The sequence below is a fragment of the Dyadobacter sp. HNCC25DJ185 genome (assembly GCF_056895195.1).
This window is the reverse complement of record NZ_JBXHAR010000004.1, coordinates 515,231-531,001: the sequence shown is the minus strand read 5'-3', so window position 1 is coordinate 531,001 and position 15,771 is coordinate 515,231. Positions and strand designations below refer to the sequence as shown.

Annotated in this window: 17 protein-coding genes; 10 read left to right on the top strand and 7 right to left on the bottom strand. The window is 43.9% G+C overall.

All coding sequences use genetic code 11. The features are described from left to right. Positions 1–14: 14 nt before the first annotated feature. From AC1XUF_RS14150 to AC1XUF_RS14120, 7 genes are all read right to left on the bottom strand, one after another. On the bottom strand, positions 15–1,505 hold the full coding sequence (locus tag AC1XUF_RS14150; RefSeq protein WP_483342446.1) for a peptide MFS transporter: 1,491 nt from the start codon (positions 1,503–1,505) through the stop codon (positions 15–17). A 154-nt stretch (positions 1,506–1,659) separates the two neighbouring features. After that, complete coding sequence (locus tag AC1XUF_RS14145) at positions 1,660–2,568, bottom strand: hypothetical protein (RefSeq protein ID WP_483342445.1); 909 nt, start codon at positions 2,566–2,568, stop codon at positions 1,660–1,662. 172 nt (positions 2,569–2,740) lie between these two features. Beyond that, a complete protein-coding gene (locus AC1XUF_RS14140) occupies positions 2,741–3,508 on the bottom strand; it encodes a TPM domain-containing protein (protein ID WP_483342444.1) in 768 nt (255 codons plus the stop codon). 5 nt (positions 3,509–3,513) lie between these two features. Next, positions 3,514–3,957, bottom strand: a complete 444-nt coding sequence (locus AC1XUF_RS14135) for a TPM domain-containing protein (RefSeq protein WP_483342443.1) — start codon at positions 3,955–3,957, stop codon at positions 3,514–3,516. Positions 3,958–4,041: 84 nt separating this feature from the next. Next, positions 4,042–4,623 carry a LemA family protein gene (locus AC1XUF_RS14130; RefSeq protein ID WP_483342442.1) on the bottom strand — a complete coding sequence of 194 codons (582 nt, stop codon included), beginning with the start codon at positions 4,621–4,623 and terminating at the stop codon, positions 4,042–4,044. 146 nt (positions 4,624–4,769) lie between these two features. Next, positions 4,770–5,963 carry a deoxyribodipyrimidine photo-lyase gene (locus AC1XUF_RS14125; protein WP_483342441.1) on the bottom strand — a complete coding sequence of 398 codons (1,194 nt, stop codon included), beginning with the start codon at positions 5,961–5,963 and terminating at the stop codon, positions 4,770–4,772. Positions 5,964–6,089: 126 nt separating this feature from the next. Further along, positions 6,090–8,114, bottom strand: coding sequence for a CHU_0125 family OmpA-like outer membrane integrity protein (locus AC1XUF_RS14120; RefSeq protein WP_483342440.1), 2,025 nt, complete (start codon positions 8,112–8,114; stop codon positions 6,090–6,092). Between the two features lie 380 nt (positions 8,115–8,494). On the opposite strand from AC1XUF_RS14120, the gene rpsL reads away from it, so the two are divergent. From rpsL to rplV, 10 genes are all read left to right on the top strand, one after another. Further along, positions 8,495–8,908 carry a 30S ribosomal protein S12 gene (gene rpsL / locus AC1XUF_RS14115; protein ID WP_138365922.1) on the top strand — a complete coding sequence of 138 codons (414 nt, stop codon included), beginning with the start codon at positions 8,495–8,497 and terminating at the stop codon, positions 8,906–8,908. Between the two features lie 117 nt (positions 8,909–9,025). Further along, entirely contained in the window at positions 9,026–9,493 is a 468-nt protein-coding gene (gene rpsG, locus AC1XUF_RS14110) for a 30S ribosomal protein S7 (protein WP_483342439.1), read from the top strand. Between the two features lie 299 nt (positions 9,494–9,792). Then, the gene (gene fusA, locus AC1XUF_RS14105; protein WP_483342438.1) at positions 9,793–11,913 is read left to right on the top strand and encodes an elongation factor G; all 2,121 of its coding nucleotides are present in this window, start codon (positions 9,793–9,795) and stop codon (positions 11,911–11,913) included. Between the two features lie 134 nt (positions 11,914–12,047). Next, positions 12,048–12,353 (top strand): 30S ribosomal protein S10, encoded by a 306-nt coding sequence (gene rpsJ, locus AC1XUF_RS14100; protein WP_015813787.1) that lies wholly within the window; start codon positions 12,048–12,050, stop codon positions 12,351–12,353. 277 nt (positions 12,354–12,630) lie between these two features. After that, entirely contained in the window at positions 12,631–13,251 is a 621-nt protein-coding gene (gene rplC, locus AC1XUF_RS14095; protein WP_483342437.1) for a 50S ribosomal protein L3, read from the top strand. A gap of 5 nt (positions 13,252–13,256) precedes the next feature. Then, positions 13,257–13,886, top strand: coding sequence for a 50S ribosomal protein L4 (gene rplD / locus AC1XUF_RS14090; RefSeq protein ID WP_483342436.1), 630 nt, complete (start codon positions 13,257–13,259; stop codon positions 13,884–13,886). Positions 13,887–13,888: 2 nt separating this feature from the next. Then, entirely contained in the window at positions 13,889–14,176 is a 288-nt protein-coding gene (gene rplW, locus AC1XUF_RS14085; protein ID WP_483342435.1) for a 50S ribosomal protein L23, read from the top strand. 40 nt (positions 14,177–14,216) lie between these two features. After that, positions 14,217–15,041, top strand: a complete 825-nt coding sequence (gene rplB / locus AC1XUF_RS14080; protein ID WP_483342434.1) for a 50S ribosomal protein L2 — start codon at positions 14,217–14,219, stop codon at positions 15,039–15,041. A 9-nt stretch (positions 15,042–15,050) separates the two neighbouring features. Beyond that, complete coding sequence (gene rpsS / locus AC1XUF_RS14075) at positions 15,051–15,329, top strand: 30S ribosomal protein S19 (RefSeq protein WP_115830811.1); 279 nt, start codon at positions 15,051–15,053, stop codon at positions 15,327–15,329. Positions 15,330–15,380: 51 nt separating this feature from the next. Then, entirely contained in the window at positions 15,381–15,770 is a 390-nt protein-coding gene (gene rplV, locus AC1XUF_RS14070; RefSeq protein WP_483342433.1) for a 50S ribosomal protein L22, read from the top strand. Position 15,771 lies beyond the last annotated feature (1 nt).

The following is a 15,771-nucleotide window of genomic DNA, read 5'->3' as shown; positions in this document are numbered from 1 at the left end:
TAAATTAAATGTGCTTAACTGATTCCGCCCATCCAGCCTTTGATTGGCTTCCAGAAGACAAGTATGACCAGGCCAAAAGCGGTTGTGACAAGCGCTACCTGGTTAAATAAAGCGGGCATTTGCATGATGTTTTCTTCGTCGAAGCCACCTGCGAATAACCCTGCGATAAGGTTACCGAGCGAGGCTCCTACAAACCAGATTCCCATGAGCTGGCTTACATAGCGTTTGGGAGCGAGTTTTGTGTAAGAACTTAATCCGACAGGGCTCACGCACAATTCACCTATTGTATGGAGGAAATAGGTGAATGTGAGGAAGAGGGGAGAGGTAAGTTGCCCGGTAACGGCGATTTTAGCGGCAATAACCATCACAAAGAAGCTCAGGCCAAGCAAGATGAGGCCTGCGGCGAATTTGACGGGAATAGAAGGGTTGCGGTTCCTGGATGAAAGAAAGATCCACAAACTAGCTAATACTGGGGCAAAAATCAGTACAAATGTAGGCTGGAAGTTCTGAAACCAGCTGGAAGGCACTTCCCACCCGCCGATCATTCTGTCGGTATGCCGCTCTGCAAAAATTTGCAATGAAGTACCTGCCTGCTCGTAACCTGCCCAGAAAAGTGAGATTGCAAGGAATAATATGATGAGTACCAACACACGGTATTGTTCAACGCGGGTCAGCCCGCCGGCAATTAGTATGTATAAAAAATAAGATGCCGAAATCGTAACAATGATAACGCCCGCACCCTGGGCCAGCCCCTGGGCGGTAGTCATATTAATGGTTCCGGAGTACTGCAGGACAATCAGAAAAACGACCAGCAGCGCAACAAGACCGTAACCCAATGTTTTGTTTTTCCCCGACTGAGCGACACTTTCAGGGGTAGAAATCTGTGCGGGCGGAACATCCCCCAATCCTCTCAGATATTTTGCGGCACCAAATCGAAAAACGATAAGTCCCAATAACATTCCGATCGCGGCAGCCCCAAAGCCCATGTGCCAGCTAACCCGCTCGCCGAGGTAACCAACGATGGCTATCCCTAAAAATGAGCCGAGGTTGATCCCCATGTAAAAAATGGAAAATGCTGCATCCCGCCTGGCACCGCCTTCGGGATAAAGCTCACCCACAATGGAGCTGATGTTGGGTTTCAATAAACCAGTTCCGACCGCAACCGTAGTAAGGCCGATGAAAAACAGCACTGAACCACCGGGAACGGCAAGTATCATGTGCCCGACCATGATGACAATTCCCCCGTACCAGATTGCTTTTTTTTGTCCCAGAATGTTATCTGCGAGCCAACCGCCGGGTAATGTTAAAAGATATACCGAGGCGGTATAGATCCCATAAATTGCCGCGCCTTCTGCCGCGCTCATTGCCATCCCACCACTCACTTTATCAATCAGAAAGAGCAGGAGTATCGCGCGCATCCCGTAGTAACTGAACCGCTCCCACATTTCGGCAAAAAACAAGACGTAAAGTCCGGTGGGGTGCTTTTGAGATATCTGTGAAGGCATATAACAGTAATGTTTTATTTGGTTTTTTGAGTGATCTGTATATAATTTTTCCGCGCAAGATAGGAATTATAGATAAATATATATGCCGAGAAAATAAAAGGGACAGCCTGATATTTTATCGGCTGTCCCTTTCAACAAAGATGTGTAACCTGAATTATTTAACAGAAAATGACCCCTCACCAACCGAAAAGCCTTCAGAGTATAATTCAACTGTGTAAGTGCCTTTTGTGAAGGGCGCATCACGGTCATACATAATACTGACGTCCTGATTGTTATTCGCGTAAAGCACGTCTTTGCTGATCGTGTAACCTTGCTCCTGACCATTAAAATCGAATGTGCCAGAACCTGTCTTGGTATCCGAAATGGTAGCACCGGTAGGATCAATAATGCGGAGGTAAATCGTTTTGTTGTCTGACATGGTCAGCGGATTTTTCTCAAGCATGAAATCGACCCTGACTTTGTCTACTCTTTTGGCCTTCACATTTTCTCCTTCCCGTACTTTACCTTTTGAAGAGACAGCATAAACTTTTACGTTACGAGCTCTCAACGCCGCAGCCATGGTTACTTTCGATTCCAGCTCGGTGTTCTTGGCAACAACCCCGCTTAGCGAATCGCTTATGGCCTGCTTGGTTGTCTGCAGTTCTGTTTTTTCCTGGACCAGCGTTTCATTTTGACTAATCAGCTGCTGGTTTTCTTCCCGGAGCTGGGCGATTTCAACGTCTTTTTTTGACAGGAATTCCTCGTACTCCTTCACTTTCTTGCCCAGATTGGTATTTCCTTTGCGCAGCGAGATACGGTCCTGTTCTAATGAGGCTTTCGCTTTTTCCAGCTCTTCAATGTTACCACCAAGGTTTTGCACTTCCACGATTCTTGCGTCGAGTTGCTTTCCAATCGAGTCAAGTTTTATTTCGGCGGTTGCGAGCTCGTTCACGCGGGCCTGAATATTTGTTTGCTGCACCTTAGCCAGATTGTGTTCATTATAATACAAATAGCCGAAAACTGCAGCCACAATGGTCATCAGGATCAAACCGACCAAAAGTCCGTTATTATTTTTCTTTTCCATAAATGCTTAGGTTAAATGATATAATTTATGGGATATGTTCAAAGAACTGTGCCAATGCGATACACAAAGTTTTTAATCCACCGCAAAAACAATGAGCCGACCGCAAGTCTAATTTTGCGGTCGGCTCATTGTTTTTGTTTATAATAGACTGAAAGCGATAAGGTTGTGTGTATTAGTAGTCGCCGCCAGCCCCCCCGCCTCCAAAGCTTCCGCCCCCGAATCCTCCGAATCCGCCGCCGTCACTTCCGCCACCTCCCCAGTTACCAGAGAAGCTTCCTCCCCCGGAATGGGTAGTATATGGCCATATTATCGGACCACCGAAATTACGGAGCCCTCCGCCACCACCGCCTCTTCGGTTTCTAAAAATGATAATGAGGATAATGACGAAGATGATAGCAAACGTGAGCAGAGGCGAAGACGACCCGTCTCCGTTATCTTCTTTCGGGTCCGCTTTGTATTCACCGGTAGCATATTTAAAGATCATATCAACTCCCTGATCCAGCCCCTGGTAAAATTGGCCGTTCTTGAATTGCGGAGTAATAACCTGGGAGATGATCCGCTTTGCAATGGCGTCTGGTATGGCGCCCTCCATTCCGTATCCAGTACTAATAAATACTTTTCTGTCGGTGGGTGCCCAAAGAAGCACGATACCGTTGTCTTTTCCTTTTTGCCCAACACCCCATTCCCGGCCCAATTTGAATGCATAATCGGCAATCGGATATTCGCCGGTGGTGGGGACAATTACAATGACGATTTGTGATGAAGTTGAATCATTGTATGCAACCAATTTTTGTTCAAGACTGGCCTTTTCACCTTCGCTCAGCTGGTTTGCGAAATCGTTCACCAGTCGTGGCGGGTTTGGCTTCGCGGGGATATTCTGCGCTTGTAGGGCCTCAAGCGATATGGCTAAAAGAAAACAAAGGCTCAGGATTTTATTCATAGCATTCATTGTCCGAACGAGATGTCGTCGGGAAGTTCGTTGATGTCATCGGATTGGAACGGGAAGTGCGTTTTTAGCTGGATACCGGCTTCTTCAATGCCCTTTGATAACCCTTCTGAAAATTGCCCCTTGGAAAAATATTCGCGTAGAAGGTCCTTGGTAGTATTCCAGAAATCGCCCGATACTTTCTCATCTATCCCCTTATCACCGAGAACAGCAAATTTTCTGTCCTCATATGCGAGATAAAAAAGTACCCCATTGCGCTCTGCAGTCTGATGCAATTGGAGAAACAAGAATACTTCCTTGGCCCTCTCCATGACATCTGTGGTCGGACATTTCTTTTCTATATGAACTTTGACTTCCCCGGAAGTCTGTTTTTCAGCTTGTTGAATCGCGTCGATAATGCGTTTCTGCTGTTCGTCCGAGAAAAAAAGAGAATCCCCTGGCATAAGCTGATCGATTTTGGGCGGGAAGAATACAAAAACAAAATTGGTTTCCGGACATTATTTGACGGAAACCAATTTATCCCTTAATTAGAATTTCACAGAAGGGGCTTTTTCGGAGCCGGCTGCTGCGGTGAAATAACCTTTCTGAGAGAACCCGAAGACTCCTGCAAATAAATTGGTGGGAAAAGTGCGGACCTCCTGGTTATAATCTTTGACAACTGCGTTAAAATCGTTCCTTGCTACTCCGATCCTGTTTTCAGTGCCTTCAAGCTGAGCCTGAAGTTCAAGGAAATTCTGATTGGCTTTGAGCTGCGGATATTGTTCCACGGATACAAGTAATCTGGATAGGGACCCGCTTAACTGGTCCTGCGCAGCCTGAAACTTGGCGATATTCTCAGGAGTAAGTTGATCTGCGTTGATTGTAGTCTGAGTTGCTTTGCTACGCGCCTCAATCACGGCGGTTAATGTGCTTTTTTCAAAATCAGCCGCCCCTTTGACGGTACTTACGAGGTTTGGGATCAGGTCGGCCCGGCGTTGATACTGGCTTTCTACTTTTGCCCACGATTCTTTTACGACCTCGTCTTTACTTACCAGGCCATTATATTTACCGCAGCCTACGAATCCCAGAATCAGAACTACGACGATTACTGCAATGAGTCCTTTTGACATTTTAATATTCAGTTTAGAATTAATGAATGTGATTCAAAGTTGTCCAAAGCTAGCAAAAACCGGCACAAAATTTACATAACCGGCATTTTGGGAACCATAGGTCGGGAAGGTTTCGTGATGACGGGCTCCGGGCCCGTCAGGACAAATTAATGTTCCCCGACTCCTGCTATATTGTTCCACCTCCCCCAACTCACTGATACCTCGTAATCCAGCAGGCAGCTTTCAAAATACATGGCGCCAAGCGTCCAATTGATGCCTAGGTGGTTAACCAGGTAATTTGCGGAGAGCTCCCGTTCTCTGGTTGTCAGTGATCCAGTTGCGGGCAACTTCGCCATAATTGCATTAACTTCCTCGTCTTCAGTTTTTCCATTGATCCAGATAGTGAGTATGTCGTTATCATTGATCCAGCGGGTGGTAAAATCATGCCTTACACCGCTGGGCTTGAATATCCGTGGGCCATATCGAAGCAGGATCCAGTGGAAGTAGTCTCTTTTAAGCAGATCCTGAATTACCCGCTCATTTTGATCAGATGGATTTCGGGCTATGATCCTGTTATATATATCCCTGGCCGATAAGCATCCAAGGGATAACCACTGCGATAAACCCGAGTCTGTCAGCGTATCTAAAAATCCATGTGTTTCGGTACGAAGATCAATGTCTCTGAGAAATCCTTCAAATGCGTTTAGCGCCTCGGTTTCACCAGCCAGCTTATTGGCTGATTTTTGGTGTGACAGCAAGATTTCCTTCGGATCGACCCCAAGCGAAGGCAAGGACGGCAGCATTCCGGCATCGAAATCTGCCGGCAACGTTATTTTTTCCGGTGCGGGGAGAGAGTCCTTGATATGAATGCTGTTTTTGATCTTGTTACTGAAATCAAGAAAATTGGAAGGTAGTTTTGAAATAGGAAAGGGCAGTTCAACCGCATTCATCAAGGTATCCATCCAGAACAATTTGATATCCACATTGCTGATCTTGAGATTCTTGCTCAAAGAAGACTCTATTCTTGTTTCCTCGGGTCCTATTTCTTTGCTTGTATAAACATACTCTGCATTGTAGTATTCTGCCATCTGCGCAACAATCTTTTCAGGCTCACCTACGCGGATTAGCAGATCGCCTCCCTTCTTCCTCAGAAGATTTCGAAGTTCCGAAACCGATTCTAGAATAAACTGCGCCCGCAGCGCACTTGTCCTCCGGAAACCTAACCTTGTTTTCTCGAATTGTCGGGGGTCGAAAACGTATACCGGAACGACTTCTCTGGCAGCTTGAACGGCGTTGAACAAAGCTTCATTGTCGTTCAATCGCAGGTCATTCCTAAACCAGTAAATAATGCGTTGAGCCATTAAAATACTTAAATAAATCTGAAAGCGAGTTTTTTAAGGTACAATTATACAAAAATTGGGCGGGGGTAAAGCAAAAGCCCGTTTAGGAATGTCTCCTAAGCGGGCTTTAAGATAATATCTGATTTTTTAGTAGCTGAGAATAGTAAATTCGGTTCGACGGTTCCTCTGATGCTCTTCTTCCGTCTTTGCATTGGGAATAATCAATTCTCTCTCTCCATAACCTTTGGCGACCATCCGGTCGGCGTCAATCCCTTTCGAGTTGAGATATGTCACTGCCGATTCGGCCCTGTTTTGCGACAAGGTCATGTTATACGCATCGGTAGCCCGGGCATCTGTGTGCGAGCTGAGCTCAATGGTCATGGTTGGATTATCTTTCAGGATCTGCACCAGCTTGTCAAGCTCCACTGCTGCATCTGGCCGGATATTGTATTTGTTTAAATCGTAATAAATATTTTCCAGTACAAATGTTTTGTTTAATTCAAGTTTATCAAGTCTGATCGTTACATTGAATGTGGTATCGGTGAGTTCTTTGGTTAAAAAGATCGGCGGAATCGACTTTCCGTTCATTGAAAAAGGTTCGCGTTTGCTAATGTAGCCTTTGCGCTGAACGAGGAGGCTGTAAGACCTTCCTTCTTCGACGGGCTGTTTCCCGAATTTGCCCTCTGAGTTTGACGTTAACTGCGCAATCTGGGTTTCGGAAGTATCAGGAAGTATGTGTATTACTGCGGAATCTATTGCTGTGGGGTTTTGGCCAGTGGTAACAATATTGCCTGCTAGAAAATAACGTACGACTTTTGGTTTCCCATTAATGTAGTTTGGATTATTGGGGTTAAGCGGATTGTTTGGATCATTGTTTTTTGCAATCTCGGAACTATCAGGCTCTTCTGGCGACGAGAAATAGTAGATGTCATCATCACCTTTCCCCCCGTCACGATTGGATGCAAAAAAGCCTTTTTTGAGGCTCTTGTAAAACACAAGCCCAAAATCATCTTGCGGACTGTTGAATGGAATTCCAAGATTCTCAATGGAGATTACCCCCTGGCTCCTTGTTGCGGAGAACAAGTCCAGTTTGCCAAGCCCAGGATGTCCGTCGGATGCGAAATAGAGTTTTCCTCCTTCGGCAACATACGGGAACATTTCATCTCCTGCTGTATTAATATCCCTACCCATATTCACGGGTTTGCTAAACCGTCCCGATGCGTCCATATTGGTGCGGTAGATGTCAATACCACCAGCGCCTCCGGCCCTGTTTGAAGCAAAATAAAGAGTCTTGCCGTCTCTTGAAAATGCGGGCGACCCGTCCCAGGCCAAAGAGTCGTTAATAGGGAGTATCGCAGGCACGGTCCATTGTCCGCCTACGTTGCGGCTCATATAAAGATCTACATCTGCAGTCCCCTTTTTCTTACCATTGTTGCCACGGGCAAAAACCAGTGTTTTGCCATCGGGAGAAAAGGCGGGAGAGCCTTCATTGGCATCTTCAGCGAAGATTTCCTGACTAAGTAAAACAGGATTTCCCTGAGTTGACCCCGCATCCTCGGATATCGCAACTTTGTACAGTCCAAGCATGGGCTGTCCATTATTTTTATAGATTTTTTCTTTTTTTGAAGAAGAAAACACAAGTTCGTTGCCAAGTATGGTCGGTGAGAATTCTGAACCAGCGGTATTAAGTGGAATGTCTTTGATTTCGACCTCCATTTTCTGTGTTTTCAGGCGATCGGCGATTTTTAGGATTTCGACTTCTCTCAATGCACGTTCCTGTAAGTTTGGTGCTCCGCTGGTATCCTTGGCAAAAGCGGCAAATTGTGCGGAAGCCTCATTGTACTGACCGTCCGCTTTTAAGGCATAGGCATATTGGAATTTTGCATCAGAGTTAGTGAAGCCGCCGTCCAATGCCTTCTTATAGTAAGGTATGGATTGTCTGAAGCGATTGGAAAGGCGGTATGATTCGGCAATCAGGTAATTTGTTTGGACAGGTTCGTAGTTTTCTGCTGCGGCTTTTTCGAAACCTTTTATAGCGAGGTCATATTCTCCGTTTGCAAACTTTTTCTGTCCATCTTTATAAGCTTGCATCGCCGAATTGCAGCCGGAAAGGTATAACGTTATCGTAAAGAGGCTAACGATGAGGGTAAAATTACTCCGCAAAAGTTTCATAATTTAAAGTATAAAATCAAACGATCCGACGCGCACACGGGTTTTGGAAAAACAATACTAATAAACAACGATTGGAAATAAAATTATGGATACGGCAGACCAAGATTTTTATTTAGGCTATTTAGGCTATTCCAGACCCTCAGATCCTGCAATAATAGGGTTATTGTGATTGAAACTGATGGTAGGAGAGCGATTTAGTTTTCAACTCCTGCGACCGTTATAACCGGGTCATAGCCGCAACCATCAGGTTTTTTATAAAAACAACTACTAACATTTTGTAAATCAACACAACTCTGCTACTTTTGCAGTCCGATTTTTCGGGAAAACTGTTTATATAACAAAAGGCTGGTTTGTTAACCGGATCAAAATCAATTTGTTAAATGCCAACTATTTCACAATTAGTCCGTAAAGGTAGAGAGACCATTACATGGAAATCCAAGTCACCGGCTTTGGATTCATGCCCTCAGCGTAGGGGTGTGTGCACCAGGGTGTACACTACAACGCCCAAAAAACCGAACTCAGCTCTTCGTAAAGTTGCCCGTGTTCGTCTTTCAAACAACAAGGAGGTGAATGCCTATATCCCAGGAGAAGGCCACAACCTTCAGGAGCACTCGATCGTTTTGATCCGTGGTGGTCGTGTTAAAGACTTGCCAGGTGTTCGTTATCACATTATCCGTGGTGCGTTGGACACAGCAGGTGTGAACGGGCGTAGACAACGTCGTTCTAAATATGGTGCCAAGCGTCCAAAGCCAGGACAAGTTCAGGCAGCACCAACAAAGGGTAAGAAAAAATAAAAAGTAACTCTCTCTGCTTTTATTAAGGAATTAATCTGATAAAAGGGAAGTAATCTCGGACGATGTTCGGGGTGAATAAGTTGCAAAACGAAACCTACGTAAAAATTTTAAGACAAAATGAGAAAGTCGAAACCAAAGAAAAGATACATCCTTCCTGATCCTAAGTTCAGAGATGTTCAGGTTACCAAGTTTGTTAACAACCTGATGTACGAAGGAAAGAAAAGTATAGCATTTACCATTTTTTACGACGCATTGGAATTGGTTGAGAAAAAAACCAACGAAAATGGTCTTGAAACCTGGAAAAAAGCATTGAACAATGTAACTCCTTCTGTTGAGGTAAAAAGCCGCCGTGTCGGTGGTGCTACTTTCCAGGTTCCAACAGAAGTTCGTCCAGAGCGTAAGCAATCTCTTGGCATGAAATGGCTGATTAACTATTCACGTAAGCGTGGAGAAAAAACAATGGTTGATCGCTTGGCGGGTGAAATTATCGCTGCTGCGAAAGGTGAAGGTTCGGCAGTTAAAAAGAAAGATGACACGCACCGTATGGCAGATGCCAACAAGGCGTTCTCGCACTTCCGTTTCTAGGGTTATTTAACCTCTGAAATGAAACAGGTACCACACGAAAATGTGGTACCTGTTTTTTTGCTATTCATTCGGCCAGAAGTTTGACAGCACTATTTACTTGCTGATGATCGAAGGAGTAAAATGCACTGAACATATGATCAGGAATTATTTGATAAAAAAATATTTCCAATGTTGTTTTTATGGCTGACAATCTGTACTTTTGCGCTCTGAATTTCCAAAGCGGCGTTTGTTAGTCCCTGGATTTCAATGCTTCAAATTGAATTGCACATCGAATAAAATATAACACATCACCATCTGTCATGGCACGTGATCTAAGATTAACAAGAAACATTGGTATTGCTGCGCATATTGACGCCGGTAAGACAACAACAACGGAGCGTATACTTTATTATGCAGGTGTAAGCCACAAAATTGGAGAAGTACATGATGGTGCTGCTACAATGGACTGGATGGAGCAGGAGCAGGAGCGTGGGATCACCATTACTTCCGCAGCAACGACTGTTGATTGGAATTATCGGAATGAAAAATACCATATTAACATTATTGATACCCCAGGTCACGTTGACTTTACTGTTGAGGTAAACAGGTCACTTCGTGTTTTGGACGGTTTGGTTTTCCTTTTTAGTGCAGTTGATGGTGTTGAACCGCAATCTGAAACCAACTGGCGCTTGGCTAACAATTACAATGTTGCCCGGATTGGTTTTGTAAATAAAATGGACCGTTCAGGTGCAGACTTTCTTAAGGTTTGTACACAGGTTAAGGAAATGCTGGGAAGCTACGCTGTACCTCTTCAGTTACCAATTGGTGCTGAGGATTCATTTAAAGGTGTGGTTGACTTGGTTAACTTCCGCGGTATCGAGTGGAATGAGGCTGACAAAGGAATGACTTTCACGGAGGTTCCTATTCCAGATGATATGATCGAAGAGGCAACTGAGTGGAGAGAAAAACTTCTTGAAGCGGTAGCTGAATTCGATGATACGCTAATGGAGAAATATTTTGAAGATCCTGCTTCCATTACTGAGGACGAAATTCTTGCAGCGTTGCGTGCAGCAACCATCAGCATGAAAATTGTTCCGATGGTTTGTGGTTCTTCATTTAAAAACAAAGGAGTACAAACTATGCTGGATTATGTGATGGCTATTTTGCCTTCACCATTGGATCGCGAGAGCATTGTTGGTACTGATCCTCGCACGGGTGCTGAAATCAGCCGCCAACCAACAGTAAAGGATCCTTTCTGTGCACTTGCATTTAAAATTGCAACAGATCCATATGTAGGACGCCTTTGCTTTATCAGATCTTATTCTGGTGTTTTGGAATCAGGCTCTTACGTTTTGAACAACCGTTCCGAAAATAAGGAACGTATCTCACGTATTTTCCAAATGCATGCTAACAAGCAGAATCAGATTGACAGGCTTGAAGCGGGTGATATCGGTGCTGTTGTTGGGTTTAAGGATATTAAAACGGGTGATACGCTTTCAGATGAAAAATCGCCAATCGTTCTGGAATCAATGGTATTCCCAGAGCCTGTAATCGGATATGCGATCGAGCCTAAAAAAGCTGCTGATAGTGATAACTTCTCAAAAGCCATCACTAAGCTGATCGAGGAAGATCCAACTCTTCAGGTTGAAAGTAATGAGGAAACTGGTCAGACTATCATCAAAGGGATGGGTGAGCTTCACCTTGAGATTATTATCGACCGTATGCGTCGCGAATTTAAGGTAGAAGTAAACCAGGGTGCTCCTCAGGTTGCTTACAAGGAGATTCTTACTAAGAATTTCGAACACCGCGAGGTATATAAGAAACAAACGGGTGGTCGGGGTAAATTTGCTGATATCGTCTTTGAAATTGGGCCACGTGACGATAATGAAGAAGGACAAGAACCGAAACAAGGTTTACAGTTTGTGAACGAAGTTGTTGGGGGTGCTATTCCTCGTGAATTTATCCAGCCGGTTCAAAAGGGATTTGAAGCAGCTATGATCAACGGTGCGTTGGCAGGTTATCCTTTGGATTCGATGAAAGTGCGGTTGTTCCATGGATCATTCCACGATGTCGATTCAGATTCACTGTCATTTGAACTTGCGGCGAAGTTAGGTTTCAAAGAAGCTGCCCGCCACGCGGGTTCAAAATTGATGGAGCCAATTATGCACGTCGAAGTTCTTACACCAGACGAATATACTGGCCCTATCACTGGTGACTTAAACCGTCGCCGGGGAATTATGAGAGGTATGGATTCCCGTAATGGAGCTCAGGTTATTAAAGCAGATGTGCCTCTTTCTGAATTATTTGGATATGTAACTGACCTTCGGACCATGTCATCTGGTCGTGCAACGGCATCTCTTACTTTTGCGTATTACGAAATCGTTCCTAACAACATTGCAGAAGGTGTGATTGAAAAGGCAAAGGGTTTGGTTAAAGCCTAATATTGATCTCTTGCCCGAGTAATCTGGCAAAGATTTATCATAAAACTTAAATCGGAGAAGTAAATGGTTCTTTCGCCGATGGATTGTCGAAATCATTTCGAACAACTTTTCTGAACCGGAAACAAACAATACCCATGAATCAAAAAATTCGCATTAAACTTCGGTCTTTTGACCACAATCTGGTTGACAAATCGGCTGAGAAAATTGTAAAAGCTGTAAAAGCAACAGGAGCGGTAGTAAGTGGTCCTATTCCATTACCTACAAAGACTGAGAAATTCACAGTTTTGCGTTCTCCTCACGTTAACAAAAAGTCAAGAGAGCAATTTCAGCTTTGTACTTACAAACGTTTGGTTGATATTTTTTCTACTAGTGCAAAGACAGTTGACGCCCTGATGAAATTGGAATTACCAAGCGGGGTAGATGTAGAGATCAAGGTATAGTTTCTCAAGGACTTATTTAATTAAGTCAAAAGAAATAAACGGGTGAAGGTCCATTATTGGAAACCACATCTGAACTCAATGAAGCCAGGTAATGGTATGTTCAGCATATCGTAACAAAGGTTCTCAAAAATGGGTCAGATGTTCATTCATCTGACCTTTTTTGCTGATTATCAGCGAGAAATATTTAAATATTGCTTGGATACTAAAATCAGTTTTTTTACCTTTGCAGTCCGTTTTAAAGAATAAGGGTTTTACCTGCTAATTTTAATTTCAAAACATGTCTGGTTTAATTGGTAAGAAAATCGGAATGACTAGTTTGTACAATGCTGACGGGCAGGCTCTGGCATGTACTGTAATTCAAGCTGGTCCTTGTGTTGTTACACAAGTTAGGTCCGAAGACAAGGATGGCTATAAAGCTATTCAATTAGGTTTTGGCGAGAAAAAAGAAAAGAATTCGACCCAGCCTATGATTGGCCACTTCAAAAAAGCCAACACAACTCCCAAACAGAAATTGGTTGAGTTCAAGGAGTTTGAAGTGGAGCATGAACTTGGAACTTCATTATCTGTTCAGGATATCTTTGAAGAAGGCGAGTTTGTTGACGTGGTTGGTTCTGCAAAGGGTCGCGGATTCCAGGGTGTTGTAAAACGTCATGGTTTTGGTGGGGTTGGTGGACAAACGCACGGTCAGCACAACAGAGCGCGTCACCCAGGTTCGATTGGTGCCTGCTCTTTTCCATCACGTGTATTTAAGGGTATCCGTATGGGTGGACGCATGGGTAACAATCGTGTAAAAATTCAGAATTTACGTATTCTGAAAGTGATACCTGAGCAAAACCTTTTGGTTGTAAGTGGCTCAGTACCGGGTTCGAAGAATTCATTTCTAATCATTGAGAAATAGCACTAATGGAACTGTCCGTATTAAATATAAAAGGAGAAGATACCGGCAAGAAGGTAAGTGTGTCCGAAGATATCTTCGGCATCGAGCCTAATACGCACGCGATCTATCTCGATGTGAAATTGTACTTGGCTAACCAGCGCCAGGGCACGCATAAATCTAAGGAACGCGCGGAGGTTAATCACTCTACACGTAAGATCAAACGTCAAAAAGGAACGGGCGGTGCTCGTGCGGGTAGTATCAAGTCGCCCGTATTTGTAGGTGGCGGCCGTATTTTCGGGCCAAGACCACGTGACTATGGTTTTAAAATTAATAAGAAAGTGAAAGCTTTGGCACGTAGGTCGGCGTTTTCTGTAAAAGCGCAATCCGATTCTATTTCAGTTTTGGAAACGTTTACATTCGACGCCCCGAAAACCAAGTCTTACCTGAGTGTTTTGAATTCGCTGTCATTGGTGAACACAAAAACGTTACTGATCCTTCCAGCTGTTGACAGCAATGTATACCTATCCAGCCGCAATATTCCAAAGGCAAAGGTTACAACAGTGGATTCAGTCAATACTTACGATTTGATGTATGCAGACCGTCTTTTGATAAGTGAATCTGCGCTGTCTATTTTGGAAACCCAATTGAACAAATAACAATGAGTGTACTGAAACGTCCGATTATAACTGAAAAGGTAACGGCTCAGGGTGGTCAAGGAAAATATGCTTTTGAAGTTACTCTTACTGCTAATAAGGTAGAGATTAAGAAGGCTATTGAGAAACTGTTCGGGGTTACCGTAGAAAGCGTTCACACAATGCGCAGCATTGGAAAAAGCAAATCCCGCACATCGGGAGGTAAATTTGTAAGTGGAAAAACGTCAACCATTAAGAAGGCTATTGTAACAGTAGCTGAAGGTGAGATCATCGATATCTACGGTGAAGCATAAAATAGTTGAGCGATTCAAATCTTTGACGAGTTAATAGCAAATGGCAGTTAAAAAATTAAAACCGACAAGTGCTGGTCAGCGTTTCCGCTCGGCTCCTACTTTTGAGGAGATCACCGCCGCGAAACCTGAAAAAAGTCTTCTGGAAACCATCAAAAGAACAGGTGGTCGTAATAGTCAGGGACACATGACCATGCGATATATAGGTGGTGGACATAAGAGGAAATATCGCATTATCGATTTCAAAAGAAATCGTTTTGATGCACCAGCTACTGTCCTTACCATTGAATACGATCCAAACCGTTCTGCGCGCATTGCGTTGGTCCAGTTTGAAGATCAAGAGAAAAGGTACATCATTGCTCCCAATGGCCTTAAAGTGGGGCAGGTAATTGTTTCAGGAAATTCAGTTGCTCCCGAGGTTGGTAATGCTCTCCCATTGAGCGCGATGCCTATTGGTACAATTGTTCATAACATCGAATTGACTCCTGGTAAAGGAGGCCAGTTTGCAAGAAGTGCAGGAGCTTATGCTCAGCTGGTTGCAAGAGAAGGCAAATATGCTGTTTTGAAAATGCCGTCCGGTGAAATGCGTATGATTCTTTCAACTTGTATTGCTACTGTTGGAACTGTTTCAAATGCAAGTCATATGAATGTAGCATTGGGGAAAGCAGGTCGCAGAAGATGGTTAGGTCGTCGACCACGTGTTCGCGGTGTTGCGATGAACCCTGTGGATCACCCAATGGGTGGTGGTGAAGGCCGTTCTTCCGGAGGTCAGCCTCGTTCAAGAAACGGGCAGTTTGCCAAAGGCTTGAAGACACGTGACCGTAACAAGCATTCTGAGAAATTGATTATAAGCCGTCGTAAAAAATAACAGTATAACATGGCACGCTCATTAAAAAAAGGACCATATATCGACTTTCGTCTTGAGAATAAAGTGACTGTTATGAACAGCGCTGCTCGTAAGTCAGTTATCAAAACCTGGTCTCGACGCTCAATGATTTCGCCTGATTTTATCGGGCATACATTTGCAGTACACAACGGAAATAAGTTCATACCTGTTTACGTGACTGAAAATATGGTTGGTCATAAACTGGGAGAATTTTCTCCTACACGTAATTTCCGTGGCCATACAGCAAAAAAAGATAAAGGTAGAAAATAATTATTCGACGATAGCTGGTTCTGAAAGGAACAAGCCTATATCTGAAAGAACATGGAAGCAAGAGCAATATTAAAAGATGTACCTACCTCTCCTCGTAAGATGAGATTAGTAGCCGACATGATTCGCGGACAAAAGGTCAGCAAGGCGTTGGCACTTTTAAAATTTCAACCAAGGGCTTCTTCACCAGTATTGCACAAAGTTTTGCTCTCAGCAGTAGCTAACTGGCAACAATTGAATGAAGACGCAAAATTGGAAGACGCAGATCTTATCGTTAAAACCGTTTTTATTGACGGTGGACGGATGCTAAAGCGTCTACGTCCTGCGCCTCAGGGAAGAGCACACAGAATCCGGAAGCGTTCTAATCATATCACCATTGTGATTGACGATGCTTCGGCTTTGACGACTGGTGCAGATAAAGAAGCAGTAATCACCGAATCATAAG

What these genes read in the sequence shown, in the direction of transcription:
- AC1XUF_RS14120 (WP_483342440.1), bottom strand. Translation starts at nt 8,114, where the DNA reads ATGAAACTTTTGCGGAGTAATTTTACCCTCATCGTTAGCCTCTTTACG.
- rplD (WP_483342436.1), top strand. Translation starts at nt 13,257, where the DNA reads ATGGAACTGTCCGTATTAAATATAAAAGGAGAAGATACCGGCAAGAAG.
- fusA (WP_483342438.1), top strand. Translation starts at nt 9,793, where the DNA reads ATGGCACGTGATCTAAGATTAACAAGAAACATTGGTATTGCTGCGCAT.
- AC1XUF_RS14140 (WP_483342444.1), bottom strand. Translation starts at nt 3,508, where the DNA reads ATGAATAAAATCCTGAGCCTTTGTTTTCTTTTAGCCATATCGCTTGAG.
- rpsS (WP_115830811.1), top strand. Translation starts at nt 15,051, where the DNA reads ATGGCACGCTCATTAAAAAAAGGACCATATATCGACTTTCGTCTTGAG.
- AC1XUF_RS14145 (WP_483342445.1), bottom strand. Translation starts at nt 2,568, where the DNA reads ATGGAAAAGAAAAATAATAACGGACTTTTGGTCGGTTTGATCCTGATG.
- AC1XUF_RS14150 (WP_483342446.1), bottom strand. Translation starts at nt 1,505, where the DNA reads ATGCCTTCACAGATATCTCAAAAGCACCCCACCGGACTTTACGTCTTG.
- rplW (WP_483342435.1), top strand. Translation starts at nt 13,889, where the DNA reads ATGAGTGTACTGAAACGTCCGATTATAACTGAAAAGGTAACGGCTCAG.
- rplB (WP_483342434.1), top strand. Translation starts at nt 14,217, where the DNA reads ATGGCAGTTAAAAAATTAAAACCGACAAGTGCTGGTCAGCGTTTCCGC.
- rplC (WP_483342437.1), top strand. Translation starts at nt 12,631, where the DNA reads ATGTCTGGTTTAATTGGTAAGAAAATCGGAATGACTAGTTTGTACAAT.
- rplV (WP_483342433.1), top strand. Translation starts at nt 15,381, where the DNA reads ATGGAAGCAAGAGCAATATTAAAAGATGTACCTACCTCTCCTCGTAAG.
- AC1XUF_RS14135 (WP_483342443.1), bottom strand. Translation starts at nt 3,957, where the DNA reads ATGCCAGGGGATTCTCTTTTTTTCTCGGACGAACAGCAGAAACGCATT.
- rpsL (WP_138365922.1), top strand. Translation starts at nt 8,495, where the DNA reads ATGCCAACTATTTCACAATTAGTCCGTAAAGGTAGAGAGACCATTACA.
- AC1XUF_RS14130 (WP_483342442.1), bottom strand. Translation starts at nt 4,623, where the DNA reads ATGTCAAAAGGACTCATTGCAGTAATCGTCGTAGTTCTGATTCTGGGA.
- AC1XUF_RS14125 (WP_483342441.1), bottom strand. Translation starts at nt 5,963, where the DNA reads ATGGCTCAACGCATTATTTACTGGTTTAGGAATGACCTGCGATTGAAC.
- rpsJ (WP_015813787.1), top strand. Translation starts at nt 12,048, where the DNA reads ATGAATCAAAAAATTCGCATTAAACTTCGGTCTTTTGACCACAATCTG.
- rpsG (WP_483342439.1), top strand. Translation starts at nt 9,026, where the DNA reads ATGAGAAAGTCGAAACCAAAGAAAAGATACATCCTTCCTGATCCTAAG.